Annotated in this window: 18 protein-coding genes and 3 pseudogenes; 15 read left to right on the plus strand and 6 right to left on the minus strand. The window is 55.2% G+C overall.

Features of this window, described 5'->3' with window-relative positions:
* Positions 1-58: 58 nt before the first annotated feature.
* The 6 genes and pseudogenes from EJ997_RS11250 to EJ997_RS11270 all read left to right on the plus strand — a co-directional run bounded on the left by EJ997_RS11250 (position 59) and on the right by EJ997_RS11270 (position 8,516).
* Positions 59-1,633 carry a type I restriction-modification system subunit M gene (locus EJ997_RS11250; protein ID WP_126704633.1) on the plus strand — a complete coding sequence of 525 codons (1,575 nt, stop codon included), beginning with the start codon at positions 59-61 and terminating at the stop codon, positions 1,631-1,633.
* Between the two features lie 22 nt (positions 1,634-1,655).
* Positions 1,656-1,883: pseudogene (locus EJ997_RS14135) on the plus strand (winged helix-turn-helix domain-containing protein); the annotation flags it as partial.
* Positions 1,884-1,982: 99 nt separating this feature from the next.
* On the plus strand, positions 1,983-2,552 hold the full coding sequence (locus tag EJ997_RS13605; protein ID WP_228201498.1) for a restriction endonuclease: 570 nt from the start codon (positions 1,983-1,985) through the stop codon (positions 2,550-2,552).
* Positions 2,549-3,091, plus strand: a complete 543-nt coding sequence (locus EJ997_RS11260) for a restriction endonuclease subunit S (protein ID WP_126704635.1) — start codon at positions 2,549-2,551, stop codon at positions 3,089-3,091. Before EJ997_RS13605 ends, EJ997_RS11260 begins: the two co-directional genes overlap by 4 nt.
* A complete protein-coding gene (locus EJ997_RS11265; protein WP_126704636.1) occupies positions 3,088-6,129 on the plus strand; it encodes a type I restriction endonuclease subunit R in 3,042 nt (1,013 codons plus the stop codon). The genes EJ997_RS11260 and EJ997_RS11265 overlap by 4 nt, the downstream gene beginning before the upstream one ends.
* Positions 6,129-8,516 (plus strand): AAA family ATPase, encoded by a 2,388-nt coding sequence (locus EJ997_RS11270; protein WP_126704637.1) that lies wholly within the window; start codon positions 6,129-6,131, stop codon positions 8,514-8,516. The genes EJ997_RS11265 and EJ997_RS11270 overlap by 1 nt, the downstream gene beginning before the upstream one ends.
* A gap of 98 nt (positions 8,517-8,614) precedes the next feature.
* Here the strand turns inward: EJ997_RS11270 and EJ997_RS11275 are convergent, their stop codons facing one another.
* Positions 8,615-9,697, minus strand: a complete 1,083-nt coding sequence (locus EJ997_RS11275) for a GmrSD restriction endonuclease domain-containing protein (protein WP_126704638.1) — start codon at positions 9,695-9,697, stop codon at positions 8,615-8,617.
* A 285-nt stretch (positions 9,698-9,982) separates the two neighbouring features.
* Here EJ997_RS11275 and EJ997_RS11280 point away from each other — a divergent pair, with 285 nt between their 5' ends.
* Positions 9,983-10,501 carry a flavodoxin family protein gene (locus EJ997_RS11280; RefSeq protein ID WP_126704639.1) on the plus strand — a complete coding sequence of 173 codons (519 nt, stop codon included), beginning with the start codon at positions 9,983-9,985 and terminating at the stop codon, positions 10,499-10,501.
* Positions 10,502-10,658: 157 nt separating this feature from the next.
* On the opposite strand, the gene EJ997_RS13795 is transcribed toward EJ997_RS11280, so the two are convergent.
* From EJ997_RS13795 to EJ997_RS11290, 3 genes and pseudogenes are all read right to left on the minus strand, one after another.
* Positions 10,659-11,036 carry a DUF6198 family protein gene (locus EJ997_RS13795; protein WP_126704640.1) on the minus strand — a complete coding sequence of 126 codons (378 nt, stop codon included), beginning with the start codon at positions 11,034-11,036 and terminating at the stop codon, positions 10,659-10,661.
* Between the two features lie 58 nt (positions 11,037-11,094).
* A pseudogene (locus EJ997_RS14140) lies at positions 11,095-11,316 on the minus strand (hypothetical protein); the annotation flags it as partial.
* 190 nt (positions 11,317-11,506) lie between these two features.
* Entirely contained in the window at positions 11,507-12,133 is a 627-nt protein-coding gene (locus EJ997_RS11290) for a hypothetical protein (RefSeq protein ID WP_126704641.1), read from the minus strand.
* Positions 12,134-12,612: 479 nt separating this feature from the next.
* Here EJ997_RS11290 and EJ997_RS11295 point away from each other — a divergent pair, with 479 nt between their 5' ends.
* The 3 genes from EJ997_RS11295 (at position 12,613) to EJ997_RS11305 (ending at position 15,668) form a co-directional block, all read left to right on the plus strand.
* Positions 12,613-14,031 carry an MFS transporter gene (locus tag EJ997_RS11295; protein WP_126704642.1) on the plus strand — a complete coding sequence of 473 codons (1,419 nt, stop codon included), beginning with the start codon at positions 12,613-12,615 and terminating at the stop codon, positions 14,029-14,031.
* Between the two features lie 208 nt (positions 14,032-14,239).
* Positions 14,240-14,935, plus strand: a complete 696-nt coding sequence (locus EJ997_RS11300; RefSeq protein WP_126704643.1) for a FadR/GntR family transcriptional regulator — start codon at positions 14,240-14,242, stop codon at positions 14,933-14,935.
* 166 nt (positions 14,936-15,101) lie between these two features.
* Positions 15,102-15,668: an exonuclease domain-containing protein gene (locus EJ997_RS11305; protein WP_126704644.1), complete on the plus strand. Its 567-nt coding sequence runs from the start codon at positions 15,102-15,104 to the stop codon at positions 15,666-15,668.
* Here EJ997_RS11305 and EJ997_RS13000 read toward each other — a convergent pair.
* Positions 15,665-15,805 (minus strand): hypothetical protein, encoded by a 141-nt coding sequence (locus EJ997_RS13000; protein ID WP_164719984.1) that lies wholly within the window; start codon positions 15,803-15,805, stop codon positions 15,665-15,667. The two genes, EJ997_RS11305 and EJ997_RS13000, sit on opposite strands and share 4 nt — an antisense overlap.
* A gap of 559 nt (positions 15,806-16,364) precedes the next feature.
* Here EJ997_RS13000 and EJ997_RS11310 point away from each other — a divergent pair.
* The 4 genes and pseudogenes from EJ997_RS11310 (at position 16,365) to EJ997_RS11325 (ending at position 20,980) form a co-directional block, all read left to right on the plus strand.
* Positions 16,365-18,014 carry an L-lactate permease gene (locus tag EJ997_RS11310; RefSeq protein WP_126705054.1) on the plus strand — a complete coding sequence of 550 codons (1,650 nt, stop codon included), beginning with the start codon at positions 16,365-16,367 and terminating at the stop codon, positions 18,012-18,014.
* Between the two features lie 29 nt (positions 18,015-18,043).
* Positions 18,044-18,832, plus strand: coding sequence for a (Fe-S)-binding protein (locus EJ997_RS11315; protein ID WP_126704645.1), 789 nt, complete (start codon positions 18,044-18,046; stop codon positions 18,830-18,832).
* Positions 18,829-20,339 (plus strand): annotated as a pseudogene (locus tag EJ997_RS11320) (LutB/LldF family L-lactate oxidation iron-sulfur protein). Before EJ997_RS11315 ends, EJ997_RS11320 begins: the two are co-directional and overlap by 4 nt.
* Complete coding sequence (locus EJ997_RS11325) at positions 20,336-20,980, plus strand: LutC/YkgG family protein (RefSeq protein ID WP_126704646.1); 645 nt, start codon at positions 20,336-20,338, stop codon at positions 20,978-20,980. Before EJ997_RS11320 ends, EJ997_RS11325 begins: the two are co-directional and overlap by 4 nt.
* A gap of 214 nt (positions 20,981-21,194) precedes the next feature.
* Here EJ997_RS11325 and EJ997_RS11330 read toward each other — a convergent pair whose 3' ends face one another.
* Positions 21,195-22,811: an Eco57I restriction-modification methylase domain-containing protein gene (locus EJ997_RS11330; protein WP_126704647.1), complete on the minus strand. Its 1,617-nt coding sequence runs from the start codon at positions 22,809-22,811 to the stop codon at positions 21,195-21,197.
* Between the two features lie 288 nt (positions 22,812-23,099).
* Between EJ997_RS11330 and EJ997_RS11335 the strand changes: the two genes are divergently transcribed.
* Positions 23,100-25,961 carry an Eco57I restriction-modification methylase domain-containing protein gene (locus EJ997_RS11335; protein ID WP_164719986.1) on the plus strand — a complete coding sequence of 954 codons (2,862 nt, stop codon included), beginning with the start codon at positions 23,100-23,102 and terminating at the stop codon, positions 25,959-25,961.
* Positions 25,962-26,054: the final 93 nt, after the last annotated feature.

Raw genomic sequence — 26,054 nt, forward strand, 5'->3', positions numbered from 1 at the left:
GTAAGGATGACTCGCAACCATTGCTTAAGACGCGCCCTGGGCGCAGGAGACGAACTACATGGTACCGACCACCAAAGAAGCACAGCGTACGGAGTTGCACAAGACCATCTGGCGCATCGCGAATGACCTGCGCGGCTCTGTGGACGGCTGGGACTTTAAGTCCTACGTGCTTGGGATGCTGTTCTATCGGTTCATCTCTGAGAATCTCACCGCTTACATCAACGCCGGTGAACGGAAGGCTGGCGACCCGAATTTTGACTACGCCCTACTCGAGGACGCGCAGGCCGAGTTTGGTCGCAGGGAGACGGTTGAGGAGAAAGGTTTCTATATCCTCCCGTCCGAGCTGTTCCAGAATGTGAGGGGGCGCGCCGCGAACGACGTGAACCTCAACGAGACTCTTGCTCGAGTCTTCAAAAACATTGAAGGCTCCGCGGTTGGCACCGACGCTGAGGATGACCTGAAGGGCCTATTTGACGATCTCGATGTCAATAGTCCCAAGCTTGGTAATACGGTTGCCAAGCGAAACGAGAAACTCGTCAGGCTGCTGAATGCGATTGGCGATCTGCCGCTGGGGAACTTTGAGGACAACTCGATCGACCTGTTCGGTGACGCATACGAGTACCTCATGCAGATGTATGCCTCCAGCGCGGGTAAATCTGGCGGCGAGTACTACACGCCGCAGGAAGTCTCGGAGCTTCTTGCCCGAATCACCGTCGTGGGTAAGACTCAGGTGAACAAGGTGTACGACCCGGCTGTCGGTTCTGGGTCGCTGTTGCTGAAGTTCGCGAAAGTACTCGGTAAAGAGAACGTGCGGCAGGGTTTCTATGGTCAGGAGATCAACCTGACGACCTACAACCTCGCCCGGATCAACATGTACCTGCACGATGTGAACTACGAGAACTTCGACATCGCGCACGGCGACACTCTCACCGACCCGGCGCACTGGGATGACGAGCCGTTCGAGGCGATCGTCTCGAACCCGCCGTACTCGATCAAGTGGGATGGCGACGCCAATCCGCTCCTGATCAACGACCCGCGTTTTGCTCCTGCGGGTGTGCTGGCTCCGAAGTCGAAAGCCGACCTCGCGTTTACCATGCATATCCTCTCGTGGCTCGCCGTCAACGGCACCGCGGCTATCGTCGAGTTCCCCGGCGTGCTCTACCGTGGCGGCGCGGAGCAGAAGATCCGCAAGTACCTGATCGACAACAACTACGTCGATGCCGTCATTCAGCTCCCGCCGGATCTGTTCTTTGGCACCACGATCGCAACCTGCGTCATCGTGCTCAAGAAATCCAAGACCGACAACTCGGTACTCTTTATCGATGCATCGAGCCAGTTCACGCGCGCCGGCAATAAGAACAGGCTGACCGAAGCCAACCAGCAGCATATCCTCGACACCTTTACCACAAGAGAAAGCGTCGACTATGTTGCCAAACTCGTGGCGAACGAAGACATCGCCGCGAATGCTTACAACATCGCGGTTTCCTCCTACGTCGAACAAGAAGATACTCGCGAAGTCATCGACATCACCAAGCTGAACGCCGAGATCGCGCGCATCGTCGCCCGTCAAGCTGAACTCCGAATCTCGATCGACGAGATTGTTGCCGACCTGGAGGGGGCTACTGATGAATGAAATGCCGAACTGGGAAGGGTTCATGATCCCCACGCTTCGCGTACTGAGCGACGGGGTAATCCGCCACCGGCGTGAGTTCCAACCGCTTGTAGCGGATGAGGTGGGATTGACAGATGAGCAGAGGGCTGAGCAGCTGTCTTCTGGCGACTTGAGGTATGAGAATCGCATTGGTTGGGGAATTTCTTTCCTCACGAACGTCGGAGCACTGACTCGACCCTCTCGTGGCCATTACCAATTCACTGACGCAGGTCGAACGCTTCTCGACCTGTTCCCAAACGGTGCGCGTGAGAAAGACATTAGGCAACTCGGTGAAGATCCCACGTCACCGATCAGGATTTACCAATCAACGGTGACGCGCGATAAACCTGTTCAGGCTACTGAGCTCGAGAAGGTCGATGCTGCGGCGCTGACACCAATCGAGCAGGTGCAGAACGGGATCGACCGTATTAACGAAGAAATTGCCGCCGAGCTCTTAGATCGACTACAAGGGAAGGAGCCTGGATTCTTCGAACAGGCTGTTGTCGACCTTTTGCTTGCGATGGGATACGGCGGAACGAGCGGCACGGGCAGCGTCACCCAGTTCAGTAATGATGGCGGTATTGATGGAGTGATTGATCAAGATATTCTCGGTCTGAATCGCGTCTATATTCAGGCGAAGCGGTACGCCACTGGGAATACCGTGGGCCGTCCCGACCTCCAAGCATTTGTGGGCGCATTGAGCGGTAAAGCCGATAGCGGTGTATTCATTACGACAAGCGTTTTCTCGACCGGTGCGCGCGAGTACGCCAACAAGGTTCCCACCCGCATCATCCTCATCGACGGCGAACGCCTCGCTGGCCTCATGATCCGATACGGCGTGGGCGTGCAAGTCAAGGAGACCTACAAGGTCGTCGAAATAGACGAGGACTTCTTCGCATGAGCCGCATCGATGAACTGATCCAGGAGCTATGCCCGGACGGAGTTGAGTTCAAGATGTTGGGTGAGGTGCTGCGGATAAGGAACGGGAAAGACCACAAGGTCCTCGGGGATGGCGACATACCTGTCTACGGTAGCGGCGGGATCCTGCGCTACGTCGATACCGCCGCTGCAGAAGGGCCGTCGGTACTCATCCCCCGCAAAGGATCTCTCGGCAACATCTTCTATGTCGAAGGTCCCTTCTGGGTTGTTGACACCATATTTCGAACCGAGATCGACTCAGCCCAGGTTGAACCCAAGTTCCTTTATCATCAGCTACTTACAATGAAGCTTGGCGGGATGAACCAAGCGGGTGGTGTCCCGAGTCAAACTCAGACTGTTCTGAATTCTTTGCGAATCCCCGTACCGCCTCTCGAGGTGCAGCGGGAGATCGTGCGAATATTGGCTTATTTCACTCAGCTGGAAGCGGAGCTGGAAGCCCGCCGCCGCCAGTATGAGCACTACCGCGATAAGTTGCTTACTTTTAAGGAGTTGGAGTCATGAGTGGCTTGACTCCTCGTAAGTATGATCCGATTGCTGTCTCGTCTGAGAGCACGGTAGTTGCTGAGTACGTTCCTGACGTGGCGGGTGCTGGGTCGTATCAGTCGGAGGCGGAGCTTGAGCGTGAGCTGATCCGGCTGTTGCAGTCTCAGGCGTATGAGTATCTTCCGATCACGTCAGAAGCGCAGCTTATCGCGAACCTCCGCACCCAGCTTGAAGCATTGAACTCGGTGACGTTCTCTGGCTCTGAGTGGGATCAGTTCTTTTCGGAACGAATTGCTGGCGCGAATGAGGGCATTGTCGAGAAGACGGTGCGGATCCAGGAGGATCACGTTCAGCTGTTGAAGCGTGATGACGGGTCGGTGAAGAACATCCGGCTGATCGATAAGCAGAACATTCACAACAATCACGTGCAGGTTATCAACCAGTACGAGATTGGCCAGGGAGAGGGCGGCTCCGCTCGTTCGAATCGCTACGATGTCACGGTTCTGGTGAACGGTTTGCCCATGGTGCATATTGAGCTCAAGCGCCGCGGGGTGGATATCCGGGAGGCGTTTAACCAGATTGATCGTTACCAGCGGGACAGTTTCTGGGCGGGCTCTGGACTGTTCGAGTATGTGCAGTTGTTCGTGATCTCGAACGGCACGCTTACGAAGTACTACTCGAACACTACGCGCCGTCAGCATCTGAGTGAGGCGACAGGCTCGAAGCGGGTACGGAAGACATCAAATTCTTTTGAGTTCACGTCGTGGTGGGCGGATGTGCAGAATAAGCCGATCCAGGATCTGACAGCCTTTACGAAGACGTTTTTTGCTAAGCATGCGCTGCTGAATATCCTCACGAAGTATTGTGTGCTGACCGCTGATCGAATGCTGCTGGTGATGCGTCCCTACCAGATCGTGGCGACCGAGCGGATTCTGCAGAAGATCGATATCTCAACCAACTACAAGAGCCTCGGTACCGTTGCCGCGGGCGGGTACGTGTGGCATACGACTGGATCGGGTAAGACCCTGACGTCATTCAAGACGGCTCAGCTCGCCTCGAAGCTGCCGAGCGTGGACAAGGTGTTGTTTGTCGTGGACCGCAAGGATCTCGACTATCAGACGATGCGGGAGTACGACCGGTTCGAGAAGGGCGCAGCGAACTCGAACACGTCGACCGCGGTGTTGAAGAAGCAACTTGAAGATCCGGGTGCGCGGATTATCATCACGACGATTCAGAAACTCTCGACCTTTATCGCCGCTAACAGGGGGCACGCGATCTACGACGGTCACGTGGTGATTATCTTCGATGAGTGCCATCGCTCGCAGTTCGGCGAGATGCATACCGCGATCACGAAGGCGTTCAAGCGCTACAACCTGTTCGGTTTCACCGGTACGCCGATCTTCTCTACCAACTCCGGCAGTGGCGGGAACCCTCAGCTAAGAACCACCGAGCAGGCCTTTGGGGAGAAGCTGCACACGTACACGATCGTTGATGCGATCACCGACAAGAACGTGCTTCCTTTCCGGATCGACTACGTCAACACGATCAAGGTCGGCAACGTTGTTGATAAGCAGGTCTTGGCGATTGACACCGAGAAGGCGCTCCTTGCGCCGGGGCGGATCAGCGAGATCGTGAAGTACACGCTTGAGCACTTCGATCAGAAGACCAAGCGTGCCGAGCACTACACGCTCGGGGAGCGGCGCGTGCGTGGTTTCAACGCACTATTCACGACCGCATCAATCGAGGCTGCGCGCGTGTACTACAACCAGTTCCAGCTTCAGCAGGAGGGCCTGCCTTCCGATAAGCGCTTGAAGATTGGTCTCATCTACTCCTGCGGTGCGAACGACGCCGTCGAAGACGGTGGCCTCGACGAAGAGGGCTTTGACACCGGGGCGCTGAACGTGGATGCTCCCTCGTTCCTGGAGGATGCGATCCAGGACTACAACGACATGTTTGGCACCTCCTTCGATACCTCTGCCGACCGGTTCCAGAACTATTACAAGGATCTCTCGCTGAAGTTGAAGCAGCGCGAGATTGATCTTGTCATTGTCGTGAATATGTTCCTTACCGGCTTTGACGCAACTACGTTGAACACTCTGTTCGTCGATAAGAACCTGCGTGCGCACGGTCTGATCCAGGCGTACTCACGCACGAACCGCATCCTTAACTCCGTGAAGACGTATGGCAACATCGTCACCTTCCGTGACCTTGAGAAAGAAACGAACGATGCGATTGCGTTGTTCGGAAACAAGGATGCTCGTGGCATCGTGCTTCTCAAACCGTACGGCGAGTACTACAGCGAGTATGCCGAGAAAGTTACCGAACTGCTCGGTGCCTTCCCGCTGGGTCAGCCGATTATTGGCGAGGAGTCCCAGAAGGAGTTCATTTCTCTATTCGGCGTGATTCTGCGTCTGCAGAACACCCTCACCTCATTCGACGAGTTCGCCGGTAACGCGATTCTCACCGAGCGGCAGGGTCAGGACTATCGCAGCGTCTACCTCGACCTATACGCAGAGTTCCGCCAGGACAAAGACGCCGACAAGGAACGGATTAACGATGACGTGGTCTTCGAGATCGAGCTGATTAAGCAGGTCGAGATCAATGTCGACTACATCCTCATGCTCGTGCAGAAGTATCGGGATGAACGGGGCGATGGTGACGACAAGGAGATCCGCGGGGAAATCTCTCGTGCGGTGGACGCCAGCCCGACCTTGCGCAACAAGAAGGACCTTATCGAGGATTTCGTTGATTCGCTCTCCGTGCGCGGTGAGATCGACCAGGAATGGCGTTCCTTTATCGCTGAGAAGAGCGAAGTCGAACTCGAGATGATCATCGCCGAGGAAAATCTCCGCCCGGAAGAGACGCGAGCATTCGTTGAGACCGCGTTCCGAGACGGCCATATCCGAACCAACGGCACCGCGATCACGAAAATGCTACCGCCGGTGTCGCGCTTCTCTGCCGACGGCGGACACGGCGAGAAGAAACAACTGGTGATACAGAAGCTCGGTGCGTTCTTTGAGCGGTTCTTCGGGCTGAGCTCCGTGGGTGATAACTGATGCTGAAGCGAATCAAATGGATGAAGAACTGTGGATTCTTCGAGAACTACCGCTGGGATACGACGTTGCCCGACTTTGCTCGTATTAATGTCATCTATGGCCCAAACGGCACGGGAAAAACTTCGCTGGCTGGCGCATTTGATGGACTGCGAAACGCGGAGGATGCTGAAGGTTTCAAGCGGCTATCCCTGTTGATTGATGAGGGTGTTCTGCGAACAACAAACGGAAGCGACGACGATCTCTTTGATCGAATTCTCGTCTTCAGCGAAGCCTATGTTGCACGTAGCCATAACTTCACTGCGGGTAACGCTGATATGGAAGCCATTCTAACAATCGGGGAGAAACCCGCCGATGCAGAGCGGCAGCTAGAAAAGCTTAACCTCGAGCTGGCCAGTAAACGTCAGGAACACATCGCCCAAGAGAAGCTTGAGCGCGACGCCGAAGAAGCCATTAATACTGCGTACAAAACCGTGTCCCAGCAGGTAGTTGATGCCGCAAGTAAGGCAGGTGGTCGATGGCACTCAAAGAGCAACTTCAGTACTCGTGTGGTGAGTCGCGCCTTCACAGAATCTCACAAGGCCTGGGAACTACTCTCGGACTCGAAGTTGCAGGAAAATGTCGGAATCGTTAACTCCGACCAGTCTGACGCGATCCCCAAGAACCTGCTTACGGTCACGGCGCCTGATGGGCTGAGTCAACGTTTGGCAACTGCGCTTTCTACCACTCCAACGACGATCATCCTTGATACGTTGGAAGCGCATCCAGATGCGACGAGTTGGGTCGATGAAGGGCGGCATCTCCACGGCGGTGTCGAGACCTGTATCTTCTGTGGCGCTCCGCTTACTGATGAACGGCGCACCCTCATTGACCAGCACTTCTCTGATGCTGTTCAGCGTCTACAATCGGATCTCGACTCCGCGCTAACTGACCTTCGAGCAGTGATTGAGTATGTAGACACTGCGAGTGCAGGTCTCCCAAGCAAGGGTCTCTTCTTCAAGGATCTCCGGCCGCGTTACGACGACGCGATCACCGAGGTTCGGGCGGAACTGACAGCCCTCAGGTCCTGGGCGACCGAAGTGCAGGCAAGAGCCAAAACGAAGCTAAACAATGTCCTGACTCCAGTGGATCCGGTTGTTGCGGAGCCACCAACAGTTTCAGCGACGGCCATCCTCAAGCTCAGAACTGAGCACAACGACCGTGTCAGCCAGCACGACCAATTGGTCCAGGCAGCAGCACAGGCAATTGAGTTGCACTACCTAAAGGCGTCGGAGTCAAGCGTCAGCGACAACTCTGCCAAATTGACCGAAGCCAAGACTGCACGTGAGGCTCTTGACAAGACGATTGATCGAATCCTTTCCGATATCTACTCGCTCGAAAATGTCGACGGTGACCCGATGCCGAGTGCGAAGATTCTCACTGACGAGGTGACGCGACTGCTCGGTCGTAACGAGCTTAAGTTTGAGTTGGTGGATCGACACTACCGAGTCACCCGTGATGGGCAGCCTGCTCAGGGCCTGAGTCTGGGTGAGCGAACCGCCATCACCCTGATTTATTTCCTCGAGCAAGTCGCCAAGTTCGACTCGTCCAAGGGGAAACCCATCGTGATCATCGACGATCCTGTATCCAGTCTTGATAGTGATGTCTTCATGGGCATCTCTGCCTATATCTGGACTGAGTCGATCGTGAAGGGTCACATTGCTCAGTTGTTCCTGCTCTCACACAACTTCGAACTGTTCCGCCAATGGGATATCCAGATTGAGGCCCTGCATAAGGGTGGCAAGATGGATGATGGCCGCAAGTACAGGGATGTCTATTCTGCAGAGTTTTACGAGATTCGCTCACTGCATCTGACTCTAGATGGTACGACGAAGCGACGTCCGGCACTCGCGAAGTGGCCACCATCAGAGCAAGCACGTAAGATGATTCGCTCGACCTATCACCATGCGTTCATAGCTCTGGCGGATGCGCGGCGTCAGCTTGCTGAAGACGACTCCGTGGAGCGCCGACTTGACGCGCAGTTACTTTTTCCGAATGTCATCCGACGGGTCCTCGAGAGTTTCCTTGCCTTCAAACATCCCGAGTGGGTAGGCAATCTCAATCGTGCGATGCAGAAGTCGGCCGACCTACTGCGAGCAGCGGGCTATCAGGGAGATGCGGATGCGCTTCGACTTCGACTTACGAGATACGCTCACGCTTACTCGCACAGTCAGTCGCCATCAACTGACATCATGGTTAGTCCTGACGAGGTTGCATCAGCTATTGCTTCGGTGTTTGAATTCATGCACTGTTTGGATGAGGCTCACTTCAACGGGCTATGCGAGGTCACCAAGATTTTGCCAACAGACTTATTGCCTCCCGCACCGCAGGCGACCGGGGAAAGCGCATGAGCCAATGAAGGTCATTCAGGTCCAATTTCAATAAATGGGCGTTTGAGAATGCGCAGGAGGATGACGCCGAATAGGTGCCGAGTTCAAGGTGGATGCATTTACTCGCAAGCAATGCCGTCCAGATCGCCATCCATTCCTTCTCGATAACCCGGTTCACCCTTGTAGAGCGGAGCGGCTCCTGCCGCTCGTGCCTCGCTGCAGTTGGCGTAATAGACGCCTTCTGCAGGCGCGTCTGCCGGTGGTGGGGCGGTTGAGGGTTTTGGTGCGGGGGCCGATGGTTCAGTCGTGGCTGTCTGCTGCATGTCTGCGGGATCCAATGTGGGCGTGATGCCGGAGGGTTCGGGGACGAGCTGTCCTGGGCAGTTACCGAGGATATTTGAGATTGCCGTTTTTTCTGCGGATGTCACCCACAGGTTGTATTTGGCTTTGACGGAGACCTGGCGAGCAACATACTCGCACCTGAACGACTTGTTCTTGGGGAGCCAGGTAGCTGCGTCGCCGTCGCCCTTCTGTGCGTTGCTACTGCCGTCGACCGCGAGAAGATTAAGCGGATCGTTTGCGAACCGTTCGCGATCATCGAGGGAAAGCTGTTGAGCACCCTTCTGCCAAGCATCGGATAGGGCGACATCGTGGTCAATCTGTACTTCGGAGGAAGTTGATTCACCACGTACGAAGGAAATGGTCTCGGCCGTGAACGGGCTGATGAGAGTCCCGGTGAGAACGACACAGTCACGGGTGCCGGGCTTGTAAGTCTTGCCGGTGAGGTCCCTGTCCAAGATGTCGTTGCGAGTATCGCACCCGTTACGGTTGATGTCGGCCCAGCGCTGACCAAACTGATCCCGGTCGTAACCGGTCTTCGGCGCGCGGCCTTTAACCTCGAGCGTTTCGAGAACATCAATAGCGAGCTCGCCGTCGGGAACGTTCTCGGCAGCGACAACGGTCTCTTCAGGAGGTTCCGTAGTTGTAGGGGTGGGTGCTGGAGTTGGCTCCGGCTCAGGTTCCGGGGTGGTCTCCTCGACCTCGGGTTCCGTTGTCTCTTCGATGGCCTCTTCGGTCACATCAACAACAGCGGTGGTTTTCTCGGCTACTGCATCGAGATCGTCGATCTCTTCGCCATCGGTGAGTGCGCCGCCGATTCCGATCACGGCAACAGTACCTAAAACCCACCAACGCCTCTTCATCGCCAGTCCCCATCGATTCAATCTGAAAAGTTATCTACACTTTCAATGTAGGCGTCACCGCGGGCGTAATTCCGGGATTAAAGGCCGATACGACGCCATTTATGTTGAACGGCACAAATCGGACGAAACGACTGCGTGGAATGGTGCGAGATGTTGGGTTGATGTGGGTGGCTGAAAGTTATGCCGGAGCGATGGGGAGGCCCGTCGATTATTCGCACGAATCGCTAAAATTGAGTGCCACATATTAATCTTGTTTTGTCCGTAATTAATGTTGAGGGAGTGGCTGTGAAGGTTCTGATCGTGCGCGAGTCTTATTTCGGTAATGGCACGAAGGTTGTCGACTCCGTGGCTACGGCGATTGCTCAGCAACTTGGTGATGATGCTGTTGAAGTGGTGGAAGCAGGCGAAGCTCCCATTTCATTGCCGGAGGACTTGGTCGCCCTTATTGTCTCTGCGCCCACCCACGAGCTGTCTCTTCCCACTCCCAAGACCCGTCAGGCCGCACGCGAGCAGGGAGCAGCCAACGGGTTTGAACATGGCCTTCGGGAATGGATCGATGCCGTTGAGGTCCGCGACAATCTGATGGTGATAGCGATCGATACCTGCACCAAAATCAGCTCGGTCATTGGCAGTGCATCCAAGGCAGCGGTAAAGGGACTAAAGAAGCGCGGCTTCACCGACGTCCACCGTGGCCCGAGCTTCCTCGTGGGTGGCACCGAAGGACCCCTGCAGTCCGATGAGATTAATAAGGCCCAGGCGTGGGGCAAGGAGTTTGGCGCGGGAGTTCTCACCTCCGTCGCGTGATGAGGTTCCCGGAGGGCGCAGTGGCATAAGTAAACGCCCAGGGAAGGTCGGGGCATCGACGTGAACTGGGCGCCGAGTGGCGCTGGGCCTGGGAGGCCTCTTGGCACAGGGTTTGAAAGAAGGAACGGCCCCGCAGCCTTCATGTGTTTCGAAGGATTTACGGTTTGGGCCTGCCATCAATTGTGCGTAGCCACGGGATGCGTTTGTAGAACACGTTCACGAGGACCCCGATAAGGAAGGCTGAGATGATCGTTCCTATCCCGATGCCAACAAGCTCGCCGAGGAAGATGAATGAACAGATCACGCCGGCAAGCGCGAGGGCTGAATCGAAGAAAACTTTGACAGTTCCGAGTCTGATTCCGCCGACTATGCAGATCGCCTCGACGAGTCCCTCGCCGGGGACGGTCAGAACGTTCGGGGCTACTTCGAGAGCGATGCCAAAGGCAAGAACTACACACCCGACAACATCGGTGAGTAGCTGAAGCGCGAGATTTCCCGGATCGAGCCAGTCGAGGGCCCACATGGATAAATCCACGGCCAAAGAAAAAGTTCACGACTATCTGTAGCCACTGGATTGGCGCGAGTCTCTTCTTCAGGAGGAGCTTCTGGATAATGATGAACGCCATGTTCATGATGAACGTGAGGGTGCCGAGCGTGAGCGGCATCGTGAAGCTCAGAACGTAGGGGAGTGACGTGATCGGTGTTGTTCCCAGGTTCGCTCGGGTCACGATGGCGACTCCAAGAGAAGTCAGTACGACACCGATAAAGAACCAGAAATAGCGCACGGGAAGTGTCGTGCCACGCGAATGACCCACCTTGTCATCGTATGCTCGGCTGCGGATATGAGGAGCGAAACCCGTGCTCTTGAGATCGACTGCTCATCACGGGAGGGCAATGCCCTGTTGGACGTTGCCCTCCTCTGGCTTGCTGGACGCTTAAGCAGTACTTTTCGTCCAAGCAGTGATTGCTTGGTTAACTGGCAATCACTTCATGTCTAAGCCGCGACTATTCGCTGGTCAGATCGGTGACTGGAGCGAGGGGGAGGATAGTGTCGATCGACTCGTCCTCGCCAAGGATGTCGGTGAGCGTGAGTGGCATTTCGCCCGTTACCTCGTAGGGGCTGTCCCAGGTGATCTCCCAGGCATGGGTGACGATATCGGCGGTGCAGGCTACATCGTCCTCTGTAGGACTGAATGCAATGTCGATTGCTTCGCCGTCGGTCCAGGCTTCGATTGGTTCGACAAAGCAACCTGGGGTGCTTGAACCGTTCACGTAGACATGGAGGGACTCACCCGGTTCCAGCCACTTGATGGTTGCCGGGATTTCGTTCTGCGGTGGGGTGTCAATGCTTGCGTCAACCGGTACTGGGAGGGCGGTCTGCTCGACCGGGGCAGAGGGATCCTCCGTCGGCTCCTCGCTGGGAGCATCTGAGGGTTCCTCGCTTGGAGTCTCCGTAGCTTCCTCGGTCGTTTCTTCGGCGGTGTCCGTTGGTCCTTCGGAAGGTTCCGCGGTCGGGGCATCCGGCTGTTGCTCGGTAGTTGTTGCGTCATTGTCTGCCTCGTCGCCTGAACAGGCAGCGAGGGTGAGTGCGGTGGCTGTGGCAATCACTCCGATGGTTGCTGTCTTGTTCATGATGATCATCCTTTCGGGTCGGCCGGTGGTTCCGGCCGGGATCGGAGAACGTGGACGTCGCCAAGCCGGCGAGGCCAGGCAGTTGAACTACTGTCCGCAGGTCTTCCGATGGTCTTTGACGCTACCAAACACGGCGGTAACGCTCGACCGGAGATGTGCGAACCGGGTGATCTGTCCAGCCTTTTGCCAGGGAAACTCGAGGCTGTGCAAATGAAGAGCTTGAGCTTTTGCCAATCAAGCGCTTTGGGGGTTGCGCTAACAAATCATGGTGAGATCCGGGAAGTAAACACTGCGGGGATGACTGCCCATAAGCCGTGAAAATGGCCATAACACCGGGCTTTTGGGAGTTTGCGCAGTGCTAGGATTGTCGGCGGCAGCGTGCGGTCAGTAACTGACGTAAGTCCAGTTGCGTGGCCGCCCGTGGACTCTTGTCGTGCGGTCATCAACCGATCCGTTACGAGAAGAGAGTGCCTTTCTTGATGCAGAAGAAGAGTTCGGCCGCGCTATTGGCGGTCCTTTACGCAAGCGCCTTGATTGCCGCGTTTAGCGAGAACCTGGTTAATGTTTCCCTGGTCGACATGATGGCCGAGTTCGGGATTGGTGCGAATACTGCGCAGTGGCTGGTCACCGGATACATGCTTGTCACCGCGATCGTCGTGACGATCTCCGCTTTCCTTTACCGATTCTTTGGGCTGAGGCGGCTGTTCTTCTTCGGAGGCTGCTTCCTCATTGCGGGCTCGATTGTTTCGATCACGTCCGCATCCTTCCCTGTCCTCCTGATCGGGCGTCTCGACCATTCGGTCGGCACCGGAATTTTCATTCCGACCATGATGAGTGCGGTGATGGCGGTGGCGCGAAGGAAGCAGATCGGCACATATCTTGCTATCGGCGGCGCCATGATCACCCTCGGCCCGGCTCTTGCCCCCGTTGTTTCGGGAGTGATGGTGACCGGGTTCGGATGGCGGAGCGCATTCTATCCTCCGCTGATCATCATGGGTCTCATCATGATTGCCGGTTTCTTCCTTGTTCGGGACGTTGCCGAGCCGGTGAAGCTCCGCCTCGACGTCATGTCGGTCGCAATGTCGGCCCTTGGCTTGTTCCTCTTCGTCTACGGTCTGTCGATCGTTTCCTCCGCACCCCTCCAGGCCACCGCATTCATCGTTGCCGGTGTAGCTGTCCTCGCAGGCTTCGCCTACCGCCAGTTCAAGATCGACAACCCCGTTCTTGACCTGCGTCCCATGCTGAATAAGCGCTTCCGACCGTCAACCCTTCTTGTCATGGTGGCCATGGCGACAACGTTCTCGATGAGTGTGTTGCTGCCCCTCTACTTCCAGCGTTCACTCGGTATGGATGCCTTCGCGGCAGGTGCTCTTCTCCTCGCGCCCATCCTCATCAACGCCTTCACCTCGCTCGTGGGCGGCCGGGTTATGGCCGGTAGTGGCGCGTGGCCGCTGCTCCCGATCGGCTTCCTGATCGTCGCGGTGGGCCAGGCCGCAATTGTGGTTCTGTCCCCGAACCAAACGTGGCTTGGCGTGCTGGTTGCCTCCGTTGTTGTCTATGCAGGTGTGGGAGTTGTTCTCTCACCCTCCCAGTCGGCAGGTCTATCGCGCCTAGACCTGTCACAGCACACCTACGGCGTCGCGATTCTCAACACGGCGATCCAGGTTGCTGCCAGTATCGGCCCCTCACTTTTCATTGGCGTCATGGCAGCCCGTGCCGGTTCCGTTGCGGCCGCTGGGACGAGCGAGCCGGAAGCTCAAGCATTCGGCTTCTCGGCGGCTGTCCTCGTCGCCACGATCATCGCGATCATTGGGGTCGTTGTCTCGTTCGTCTATTCGCGCTCCCTGCGCTCTGCCGGTCGCACGGTATCTGCTGGACCCAGCCCTGCCCAGCATTGAAGAGCCTCCTCTTGAGCCTTCGTTGGTCCAAAGGGAGACTCTCTGCCTTTTCCCCCCTGACTCTTCGTGCCGGCCGCCATTTACGCGTAAGACATCTGCCGTAAAGACGATGCTGTGAAGTGGAAGATTGTCCGAATTCTGGAACCTGGTCGGCAATACTTGGATTAAGGTACGTCGACAAGAACCGAGAAGAAGTGAGCCGAAATCCATGAGCAACCCTCCGGGAGCCTCTAAGGCCCAGGTTGGAGCCGCCTACATCCGAGAACGGATAAACAGCGGCGACTGGCCCGTTGGCGAGGCCATCCCCAAGGAGCCCGAACTCATGGAGATCCTCTCGGTCGGCAGATCAACCGTACGAGAGGCAGTACGTTCCCTCGCCTCTCTTGGCATTCTCGAAACCCAGAAGGGTGTGGGAACGTTCGTGCGCTCGCGGACACCCGTTCCCAATGTTCTCGTGGAAACCTATGCTTCCTTTGACCCCGGCGAGATTCTCGTATTCCGCCGCGCCCTCGAAGTTGAAGCTGCACGCCAAGCAACGATGAAAGCAACACCTGAGCAGATCGATGGGTTGAAGGCGAGCTTCGAAGCGACCAGGGCTTTTAAAGACGGCCTGCTTGGCAACAGCTACATGGGTCAGGGAGCCCCCGGCCACTTCCATAACGTGATCTTTGAGATGGCGGGGTCGGGTCCGCTCAGCCTGTCCTACTCGGCCGCAATGACCGTTATCAACCGTGGCGTCCGCAGGGGCACGATCATCCAGGGTTCGCCTCCCGGAACCGGCAAGACCGATCATCTCAACATCATTGCCGCGATTGAATCCGGCGATCCTGAGCGCGCCGCAAACGTCATGGCCGAACACATCGACCACGACCTCATCCCCAACCCCGAGGAAGTTCAGGCGTAGAAGTTACGGCAGGCAGTCCGAAACCCGCTAACCGACCGTTGCTCCCGCACTCCGCATCGTTGTCCTGGTGAATGATCCCGCTATCTTGATGTGAGGCTTTGCTCGGCGAGGGGAATTGATCCGACTCGGGCACTATCCTGGGGTGAGCCCGTAGAAAGTTGAGCCGGTGAAACCCTTCGTTGCCATTGATTTTGAGACAGCAAATGAAAAGCGTGCCTCCGCATGTGCCGTTGGACTTGTCCGCTACGATGACCGCGGTCAGGAGGTTGGTCAATACGCCACCCTGCTGCGACCCCACGAAGATCTTGACTGGTTCAGTTTTCGAAACATCCAGGTCCACGGGATCACGGCCGATGACGTGATCGGAGCGCCGGCCTGGGACGATGTTCACCCCGATATCTCTGATTTTGTCGGCGACCTCCCGCTCGTTGCCCACAACATGGCGTTCGACGGCTATGTCCTTAGCGATCTTGCTTCGCTGTACGGCCTGGCGCAGTCCGCCAACCGCCGCATGTGCACCCTTCGACTCTCGAGGAAGCTGCTTGCCACCGAACTCTGCAGCAAGAGCCTTGACCTTGTCTTCCGTCACTACTTCCCGTCCGACAGTTTCGTCCACCACGAGGCGTCGGCAGATGCGAGAGCGTGTGGCAGGATCTTTGCCCGCATGCAGTCCGAATATGGATACGAGGAACTCGAGAAGCTCTGCCCGCCCACCGGAGTGCTCACTCGCTAGTCGGTCATAATCCGCATTGAGTTACCTTCTGCTTCGCCACGGTCGGGATACGTCACCCGCCCTGGGCGATGTTGGGTAGGTGAGGGATCGATGGCCTCGTCCTCGGCGACAAGAATCATGCTTGTCTTGCGTTTCAACACCGCGATCGGAATGTGCAGTGCTCCCAGGCCCGAGTTGGCGGACTAGACCCGTAGCTCGAGTGGTTTTCTGGGGAAAGCCACGGAGCTGAAAATGGCTTTGCCAGCATGATCCCGTCAGGCCAGAAATGTGCTTATGAAGACCAGTCTCCCATCGGGCAAGATAGCTAACCGCATAAAAACAACGAATTTTCCGTAAAAAAGATGGTCTACTGTGAGGATCGACATCCTTTAACGCGCCAGAGTAGGACTCTAGTCCTAGGGCATGGGGAGTTCATTTTCTTAACTTTTAGTCACTCCTCTGAGTTCTTGAATAGCGCTTTGCGTTGAGGTGTCGCCGAAATCTGCGGTTTCCCATTTACGAATATTCGGTTACTTAAAATAACCAAAGTGCATTTAACGCATAAAAGACTGCCGTAATAAAAATGACAACAATACGGAAAAAACGGTTCAAGGGTGATAAATCTTGAATGGAGTCCACAGCCGTTTGACTCATCCTCGTACAGAGTAGTCCTGGGTGAGCAGGCTGGAAACGACTCGTCATGATTTCTTACTCGAGGTGATTGTGGAAACCTTTGTTCCGTCGACAACGGCGATAGCGGATTCGACTGCTATCTCCGCGCTTGTCGGCATCCTTCCTCTACTTGTTTTCTTTGTCCTGCTCGGCGTCTTCAAGCTGGCAACCCACTGGTGCGCCGTTGGCGCCCTCGTTGTCGCCGCGATCTCCGCCGTTGTCGGGTTCGGTATGCCGGCGGGAATGGTTGGACTTTCTGCCCTTCAGGGCCTTGCCTTCGGTATTGCCCCGATTCTCTACATCGTTATCGCGGCCGTCTGGCTCTATAACCTCACGGTGAGATCCGGGCGAGCCGAGGACGTGCGTGCGGTCTTCTCGGCCGTGGGCAAGGGCGATCAACGCGTTCAGGCGCTCCTTGTCGGCTACTCCTTCTGTGCACTCCTTGAGGGCCTGGCGGGCTTCGGAGCCCCCGTCGCCATCGTCGCCGCTATGCTCGTCACCCTCGGGGTGAAGCCGCTCAAGGCTGCGGCTGTGACGATGGTGGGCAACTCGATCAACGTTGGCTTTGGTGCCATGGCGATCCCCGTGACCACGGCTGGACGAATCGGCGGCGTGCCAGCAACTGAAGTCGCTGCCACTGCCTCCTCGATTACCCCGTGGATTGCGACCCTCCTGCCGTTCCTGCTCGTCATCATTCTTGACGGCACCCGCGGTCTGCGCCAGCTCTGGCATATTGCTCTCGTCCAGGGCCTGGTCATGAGCGCAGGGCACATCATTGCGGCGAACTTTATTTCCTACGAGCTCACGGCCGTCTTTGCAGCCCTGCTGAGCTTCGCGGCCGTTGCCCTCCTGCTCAACTACTCCAATCCCACAACCCCGGAGGAGTACCGTTCGGAGACGAGTGAGAAACTGCCCTCCGGGTCTCGCATCACCCTTGCTCTCATGCCATACTGGCTCGTCGTCATCATCTTTGCTGTCGCGAAGCTCTGGAGGCTCGGGGTCGATATTCCGGCGGCCCTTGCCAGTACCGATATCACCATTGAATGGCCGGGCCTGTATGGCAATCTGCTGACTGCCTCGGGTGAGGTATCAGAATCGGCGATCTACAATCTCCAGACCCTTTCCTCGCCGGGAACAATGATCGTGCTGACCGCCCTGATCGTTGCGTTTGTGTATGGCCGCAATTCGTCGGGTGGGGTCTTCGAGTTCTCGTTCGTCAGGGGCGTGAAGGTGCTCGGGGAAACGATTGTGTCCCTGCGCTGGTCGCTCCTCACCATTGCTTTGGTGATGTCGCTGGCCTACGTCATGAACTTCTCCGGCCAAACCATGGCAATCGGCGCTGCCTTGGCTGCTACCGGTGCGGCGTTTGCCTTCCTGTCTCCGATCCTCGGCTGGATTGGCACGGCCGTCACCGGCTCGGCTACCTCCGCGAACGCCCTGTTCGCTGACCTTCAGGCAACGGCTGCTGCCGGTGCGAACCTGGATTCGTCGGTGCTCCTATCCGCCAACACCATCGGTGGTGGTATCGGCAAGATCGTGTCGCCGCAGAACCTTGCTATCGCGGCAACAGCCGTGGGTGGTAAGACCTCGGAGTCCGAGATCCTCAAGAAGGTCGCACCCTGGTCACTCGGTATCCTCCTTCTTCTCTGCGTGCTGGTCTTCCTGGCAACGCAGGGAATCCTTCCCCTTATGTAGTTACGTCCGACTGAGAGAAAGAAGAATCAATGAAAGTCGCACTGTTCGCCACATGTATGTCGGACGCCATGTTCCCACAGGCTCCGCAGGCAACCCTCCACCTCCTGAGACGGCTCGGTGTTGAGGTCGTCTTCCCGCAGTCCCAGGCATGCTGCGGTCAGATGCACGTGAATACGGGCTACTACCCGGAAGCCATGCCGCTGATCGAGAACCACGTGCGGACCTTCTCACCGGTCCTCAATGGTGAGTGGGACGCCGTGGTTGTTCCCTCCGGTTCCTGCACCGGCTCTATCCGGGAGCAGCAGGCTATGGTGGCCGAGAACCAGGGCAAGTCCCAGGTAGCCGCAAGGGCAGCACTCATTGCAAAGAAAACGTACGACCTGTCCGAGTTCCTGGTAGACGTGCTTGGCGTGACCGACGTGGGAGCCTACTTCCCGCACCGCGTTACCTACCACCCGACCTGCCACTCCTTGCGAGTCGCCCGCGTTGGCGACAAGCCCCAGCAGCTCCTGTCCAAGGTTCAGGGGATCGACTTCGTTCCGCTTCCCGAAGCGGAGTCGTGCTGCGGTTTCGGTGGAACCTTCTCGATTAAGAACCCGGAAACTTCGGCCGCGATGGTGTCCCGGAAGATCGCCAACGTTATCTCAACCAAGTCGGATGTACTGGTCGCGGGTGACTACTCCTGTCTCATGAATATTGGCGGTGCCCTTGCGCGCAACCGCGCGGGAATCCGCACCATGCACCTCGCAGAGGTGCTTGCCGGAACCCAGGCTGAGCCGTGGGAGGCCCCGGCCACGACAACGAAGGTCGGTGTGTGATGTCGACATTCCTAGGAATGCCCAAGATTGTAAACAAGAACCACAAGCAGTGGGAGCAGGGTGACGCGATCCCCTCTAACCCGCTAAACTGGGGGACCAGCTTCCCCAAGGGTTCGGCGGTGACTCTCCGCAATAGCCAGATGAGGAAGAACCTGGGCCACGCCACCACCACGATCCGTAACAAGCGGAACCTGAGGGTGGCTGAGATGCCGGACTGGGAAGAGCTCCGCGAAGCTGCTTCCGCCATCAAGAACGAGACCATGCTCCGCATGCCGGAGCTGCTGGAACAGATGGAGGAGAACGTCACTAAGCGTGGCGGTATCGTCCACTGGGCACGGGATGCCCAGGAAGCCAACGAAATCATTCACAAGATTCTCGTTGAGAAGCAGGCGAAGGAGGTCATCAAGATCAAGTCGATGGTCACTCAGGAAATCAACATGAATGAGTACCTCGCCGCACGTGGCATCACCGCCTGGGAAACCGACCTGGCCGAGATGATTGTCCAGCTCGGCAAAGACATGCCCTCCCATATTGTTGTCCCCGCTATCCACCGAAACCGTGCAGAGATCCGCGAGATCTTCATGTCGGAAATGGAAGACGTACCAGAAGACCTCACCTCGGATCCCCGCGACCTTGCCATGCTGGCCCGTGACCACCTGCGGGCACTGTTCCTCAAAACCAAGGTCGCAATCTCGGGCTCGAACATGATGATCCCCGAAACGGGAACACTGTCGATCTTTGAATCCGAAGGTAACGGCCGCATGTGCCTCACCCTCCCGGAAACCCTGATCTCCGTTGTCGGTATCGAAAAGATGGTGCCAAGATACAAGGACACCGAAGTCTTCGCGCAGCTCCTACCCCGCTCCGCTACCGGTGAGCGCATGAACCCGTACACGTCGATGTGGACCGGGGTAACCCCGGGGATGGTCCCCAGGAGTTCCATCTCATCCTTCTCGATAACGGGCGCTCCCAAACCCTTGCCGACCCGGTCGGCAGGGAAGCTCTCAACTGCATCAGGTGCGGTGCCTGCATGAACGTCTGCCCCGTGTACGAACACACGGGTGGGCATGCCTACAACTCCGTCTATCCGGGACCGATTGGCGCGATCCTCACACCGCAACTCCTCAACTCCCTGGATGCTGACCATCCGCAGTCCCACCTACCATTTGCTTCCTCACTGTGCGGAGCGTGCGGCGATGCTTGCCCGGTCAAGATTGATATCCCCGGCATCCTCGTGCACCTGCGCCACAGGATCACCGAATCAAACCGGGGTGGCATCCCCTCCGGCTGGGATGTAGCCATGAAGGCAAGCTCCAAGGTCATGTCGTCCGGCAAAGTCATGGGAACCTCTATCAAAGCCGGCAAGGCACTGCGACCGATTGCGGGCAAGGATGAAAAGATCTCGAACGCCCCGTGGCCACTCAGTGCCTGGACAAGAAACAAGGATGTTCCCGCCCCACCGGCCCAGACGTTCCGTGACTGGTACAAGGAAGAAGGCCAGAAATGAGTGCCCGTAGCGAGATTCTTGCCAACGTACGTAAGGCCCTGGGTGACCGCGTCACCCCGCCACCTGTTCCGCGGGACTACCGTCAAGAAACAGAGAACGCTCCAGGGTCCCAGCCAGTCATCGACGAAATGATTGAAGCCCTCGAGGACTACACAGCAGTGGTTGTCCGCGTTGAACCGAAGGACATCCCCGATGCGATCGCGGACTTCCTCGATGGCCTGAACTCCGTCGTTGTCCCCGATGGTCTTGACCCAACCTGGAAGGAAGCGGCTACTCGGGATGGTAGGACCGTCACCGAGGACTCGCGAGAGAACGGCCTATCAAACTACGAACTCGACGAGATCGATGCCGTTGTTACTGCCTCCCGCGTGGGTGTTTCCCTTTCCGGCACCATCATCCTCGATGGCGAACCCGACCAGGGCCGACGGGCAATCACCCTCGTCCCCGACACCCATGTCATTGTTCTCAACGAGAAGGACGTCTACCCGACAGTTCCGCAGGCTGTAGCAGTCCTTGAAAAGAACCCGCTGCGACCCGTCACGTGGATCGCGGGACCGTCAGCTACCTCCGACATTGAACTCGTACGAGTCGACGGTGTGCACGGTCCTCGCAACCTCCGCGTTGTGCTCGTCAAGGAGTAGGGCAGACGAGAACTCCCAAGCAAGCACGTCGCAAAACTGAGTGATTCAAAAAGCTAAGCGGGGCTCATCGCAGATGGATAATCGTTGGTGATGAGCCCCATGAAGGTTTCCGACTTCGTAATTTTTGTACCAACATGAATCGGTTTCTGATCCACATCCAGAAAGAACTTAAAATACTGAGAAGCGTTTGGGACAGAAGTCAAAGAAAAGTGTCCTATTTTCTTGAACGTTTGAGACGGCGTTCGCGCATGGTTGTTAGGATTCGTGAAAATCCCTCTACCTCTCGACTCGGCATATTTAAAATATTTTGAAGTACTACCTGGTCAACTAGCTGCCGGGCCTCATCTTCCTTTCCCAGCCGGAGCAGTGAATCTACGTTCACAACCAGTTTCTTTTCGATTAATTTTGGGTCTGGAATGAGAAGTCCACTTGCTTCAGAGGGCTCAAGCTCCAAAATCCCACCACCGTATGATCTTCCATATACCTCGGCAAGCGCACAAGTGACTGAGTTGAGAGCAGCCACTGAGAGCTGTTCAGCCGTGAAGGCACTGGTTTCCAGAAACACGCGATGCACGGTATCGGTAGAAGTTGCACGAGCCTCATTACCGTAAATTCTAGGAGATCTATGAATTTGGCGAAGCATGAAACCGTCTGGAATCGCGATTGAAGGAACAGACCACCAGGATTTCCTGATCCGCGTCTTGTACCCTGTGTGGACTTCTGCTTCTTCGCCTGCTTGCACATATGATGCGAGACGAGGGAACTTGTGGATCTCCGTGTTCTCAGGAATTGCAAGTAATCGTGTACGGTAGTCCTTCGCCTCGTTTTCGCTGAAATCAGAGTGAGTTAAAGTGACGCCTTGCAAGTGTCCGCTTCGGGAGAGAAGCGGGATCGTCCAGGGCTCGAGTCCTTTAGATTTACTTTCCTCAGATGTGAGGCAAAAGAAGGAGTTTCTGCCTGTAACTATACCGACGTTAACCCTTGCAGACCGCGAAACAGGTGAGAATGCTTCGTTTGACTGAACGTTGCGTAGCAGTTTGATGAGCTCAGTATCAAGATAGTAGTAGGTCCATTTTTCGCCAGGGTTTAGTGAGGCGCGTACTTCTTCTCCATCAACTCTTAAGTTCTCTAATGCAGAAACATCATGGACCTCATGCGTGCGGATCATGGCTGGTCCGTGACCGACTTCGAGCAGAAGGAGAATTACTTCCTGCAGTACGCCTGGAAACACAAGCTTATCAAATGAAACAATTGTGATGTGAGAACAATGCGCCACTAAATAGTCTCGCAACTGGGCAGCATATCCAACCTGAAGTATCTCGGCGGGGAGTACGAGCCCTACTTTTCCGCCAAGCCGAGTGGAGTTTATTGCACCCACGACAAACGGAACCCAGGCATTTGTAAGTTTGCTAGGGCGAAGTCCACTATTTTTCATAAGAGTGAGAGCAGAATCACGCGATTTTGTATCCCAATTTCCAAACCGAATATAAGGGGGATTTCCTACAACAGCGTCAAACTCTAAATCTCTTGAACGCTCCTGTACCCAAATAAAGAAATCCTCATTTATGACTTTGCCAATCCCGAGTGAAGCGGCCTTCTTAGCCTCGCTCTCAACAATTTCGACAGCAGTGACGTCAAGGTCCCCGCTGTTAAGATTTTGAAGAATTGCGCCATCTCCGCAAGATGGTTCTAACACTCGGACTTGGCGGTTCATTCTTGGCGATACTGGTACTGCCCAATTTGTGAGAAACTTAGCGATTGGTGCGGGTGTATAATAGCCACCACGCAGTTTATCTGAATTAGGTAGGACCTTAGCCTCGAATTTGCTCATGATGAGTATCTTCCCACGGCGTCCTGGCTAAACTACAAACACGTCTAGGTAGGGAAGACTCAACGAGTGTCCCTGTAGATTTGGTTGAGAATTAGCGTTTAATGTCGTTATCAATGAATTACCTGGATTTGGCCTGGATAGAATCATTGGCGGATTCCAAGAGGGCTGTCGGCGGGAGTTAAGGTGCAAGGTTTTCAACGAAGAGATAAAGAGTCGGCACGTAATGCTCTGGCAGTTTTAGTTGCGCGATATCAAGATTTACATTCAAGTTTTTCGTCTCCTTCGTCGGTGTTCACCGAGACGGAGACGCGAACGCACTTTGTTGATGAGTTTCTTAGGATCATGGGTTGGGATGTGTCCAACGAGAATGGGTACTTCGGTAGTGCAGTAGAAGTTGCTCTCGAACGTACTGTTTCAGCCGACTCAGGGGAGTTAAGTCGCCCGGACTACCTTTGTAGAATTAATGGAATTGATAGGGTCCCTATCGAAGCTAAAAAAGCGTCCGTTCAACTTGCTGGAAATATAGTAGCGGCGACCCAGGCACGGAGCTATGGTTGGACACTATCCCTACCAATGTCTGTGCTGACTAACTTTTCAGAAACAATCATCTTTGATACGAGAAGTCTTCCAGTATCTGAGGTCAGCGCCGATTATGGAGTAATTCCAGGATGCAGATGGACTTTCAATGATTACTTGGAGGACTTTGATAATGTCTGGGATCGATTATCTTACGAGTCTGTCTCGACAGATCGGTTTGAATCATTATACGGGTCTGGGCGTTCGAACCGTGGAACATCCGAGTTTGATGAGTCATTTCTACACTCATTCCGGAACTGGCGACGAATTTTAGCTACTGAAATTCACCAGCAAAACCATCATTTGCTGGAGGCGGAGGTTGGAAGGCGAACCCAGAGAATTCTAAATGCACTGCTCTTTCTGCGAGTTTGTGAAGACCGGAATATTCTTAAGTACAAGGATCTTTTTGTAGCTGCCAATAATCAGAACATTCTTAGTATGTTTAAGTGGCAGGACAAGATATTCAATGCTGGAATCTTCAAGGCTCTCGATGAGATCAGTATCCGAGACGAGGTTCTAATTGAGATTGTAAAGGACCTTTATTGGCCTAGAAGTAAGTTCGCTTTTGGTCTAATTAAGCCTGACATGCTTTCCTCCATTTACGAACAATATCTAGGTGAGCAAGTAATTTTCATTGGTGATGGGGAAGTTGATTTAGTTCAAAAGCCCGAAGTGGTCCATGCGGGTGGAGTTGCCCGAACACCACAACTAGTCGTTGACCGTCTTGTGGACCCGGCTATCGACCAGCAACTTGACTTAGGTGTTGAATGTCCCAAGATTCTAGATCCTGCGACTGGTTCGGGAGTCTTCCTATTGACGGCCTTTAGACGACTCTTAGAGCAGGCAGCAATGGATCGAGGGAGGCCCCTGTCGCTTGAGGAACGTTCCAAGATTGCAACCGAACAGCTTTTTGGCATTGATATTGATGGAGCCGCCGTTGAGGTTGCCAAACTAAGCATCCAACTGGCGATCCTGGGCGACCAGCAGTTTGATGTCACGAATACACATCAGGTTTTGCCAAGTTTGGACAAGAACATTGTTGCAGGCAACTTTATTGTACGTGAGGACTTTGACCGGTTGCTTCCCACTTGGGCGAAAGAGGTCGATGTTCGTGCGCAAACGGCACCCCTTGATGTTGCTCGGGCGTTTGGAACTAAGTTTCCAGAAAATGGGTTTGATATCATTGCCTCAAATCCGCCTTATATACGTATCCAAACTTTGGCCGAGCACTTTCCCGCACAACTCGCCTATCTTCAACATGAGGACAGTGGCTATAGTGCCGCAAAGTCTGGATCTTTTGATGTTTACCAGATCTTTATGGAGCGTGCGTTCCAGCTAATGTCAACTTCTGGAAGTCTTTGTTTTATTATTCCTAATCGTTTTATAACTTCGGCCGCCGCATCCTTTGTACGAGGCTTGCTTGCTGAACGGCTACAATCGCTCACTCATTTTGGTACGGAGCAAGTATTCGAAGAACGCACAACGTACACCGCGCTCATATATTGTGGGCCTGAAACGAATAACCCACTAAAGGTTAAACGAGTTGAAAGTATCCAAGATTGGTACGCGGATCCGTCGTGCGTCTCAAGTTTTAGTATTGGACGGAAAGATTTAGGTTATGGGCCTTGGCAGATCGCTAACGAGGCAGAAAATAGTCTTTTTAGGCAAATGGAGGACGCGGCCGTCTCCTTGCTTTCCGAAGAGGCGGACGTCTTCGTCGGTGTTCAATCATCAGCTGACGAAGTGTTCTTCTTGAAGGATGTTCAAGATTGCCGCGAGGACGAACGTCTTGTCAAGTTTACTGGGTTGAATGGTGAACGAGGACGAATAGAGAGAGATATCCTACGACCTGGTATTAAGGATGTGCCAATTAGCCTGCTGGACGGGCAGCCAACGCCGGACCGTTGGGCGATCTTCCCATACGCAATAGTGGAGCCGCCGACGGGAAACAGACGAGCAAGGTTGCTTAGTCGAGAGGAGTTATCTCTTAGGTACCCTTATGCGCTCAAGTATCTTGACCGCCATCGGAGCGTGTTAGAGAAAAGGAGCATATCGCCGAATCCAGGTGACTCTTTCTGGGCATATGGGCGCAGTCAAAGTCTCACCAAGTTGGATGAGCCAAAGTTAGTTGTGCGTGTGCTGTCAACTTCGCCCTCATACGCCTTTGACTCTGAAGGTCTCGTAATTCCGGGAGGAGGGGATGGGGGCCCCTACTACTTAATTCGACCGAAGGAACACTCGGCATACTCCATCGAAGTTTTGCAGGGAATCCTAAGCCATCCGGTGGTTGATCATTTTGTAACTGTTCTCGGGAAGAGCTACAGGGGGTCCTATGCTGTCCACCGGAAGGCGTTTCTCGTGAAGATTCCGCTACCGTACCTTGACGAGATGGAACAACATGCGATAGCGGCCGGAGTTGTTGAGTGTAGGGAAATTTCTGTAAGGCAACGCACGGAATCTGATACAAGGGTTCTTGCGTCGGCCAAGGATAGAAAACTGTTTCTATATGGGGAAATTAATTCGATTATTACCGCGGCATATGGTCTACCAGAAGGAATTGTTGAGGCGCTCTAACCAAGTGATCGGAAGAGGGCTAAGAGGCGTGCTTGCTGCAGATGAATTGTGAAGATATCGACGGTGCTAGTTGCTCTGCGAGCGCTGGAGGTG

Origin of the sequence: Flaviflexus ciconiae (assembly GCF_003971195.1) — a bacterium.
GTDB lineage: Bacteria > Actinomycetota > Actinomycetes > Actinomycetales > Actinomycetaceae > Flaviflexus > Flaviflexus ciconiae.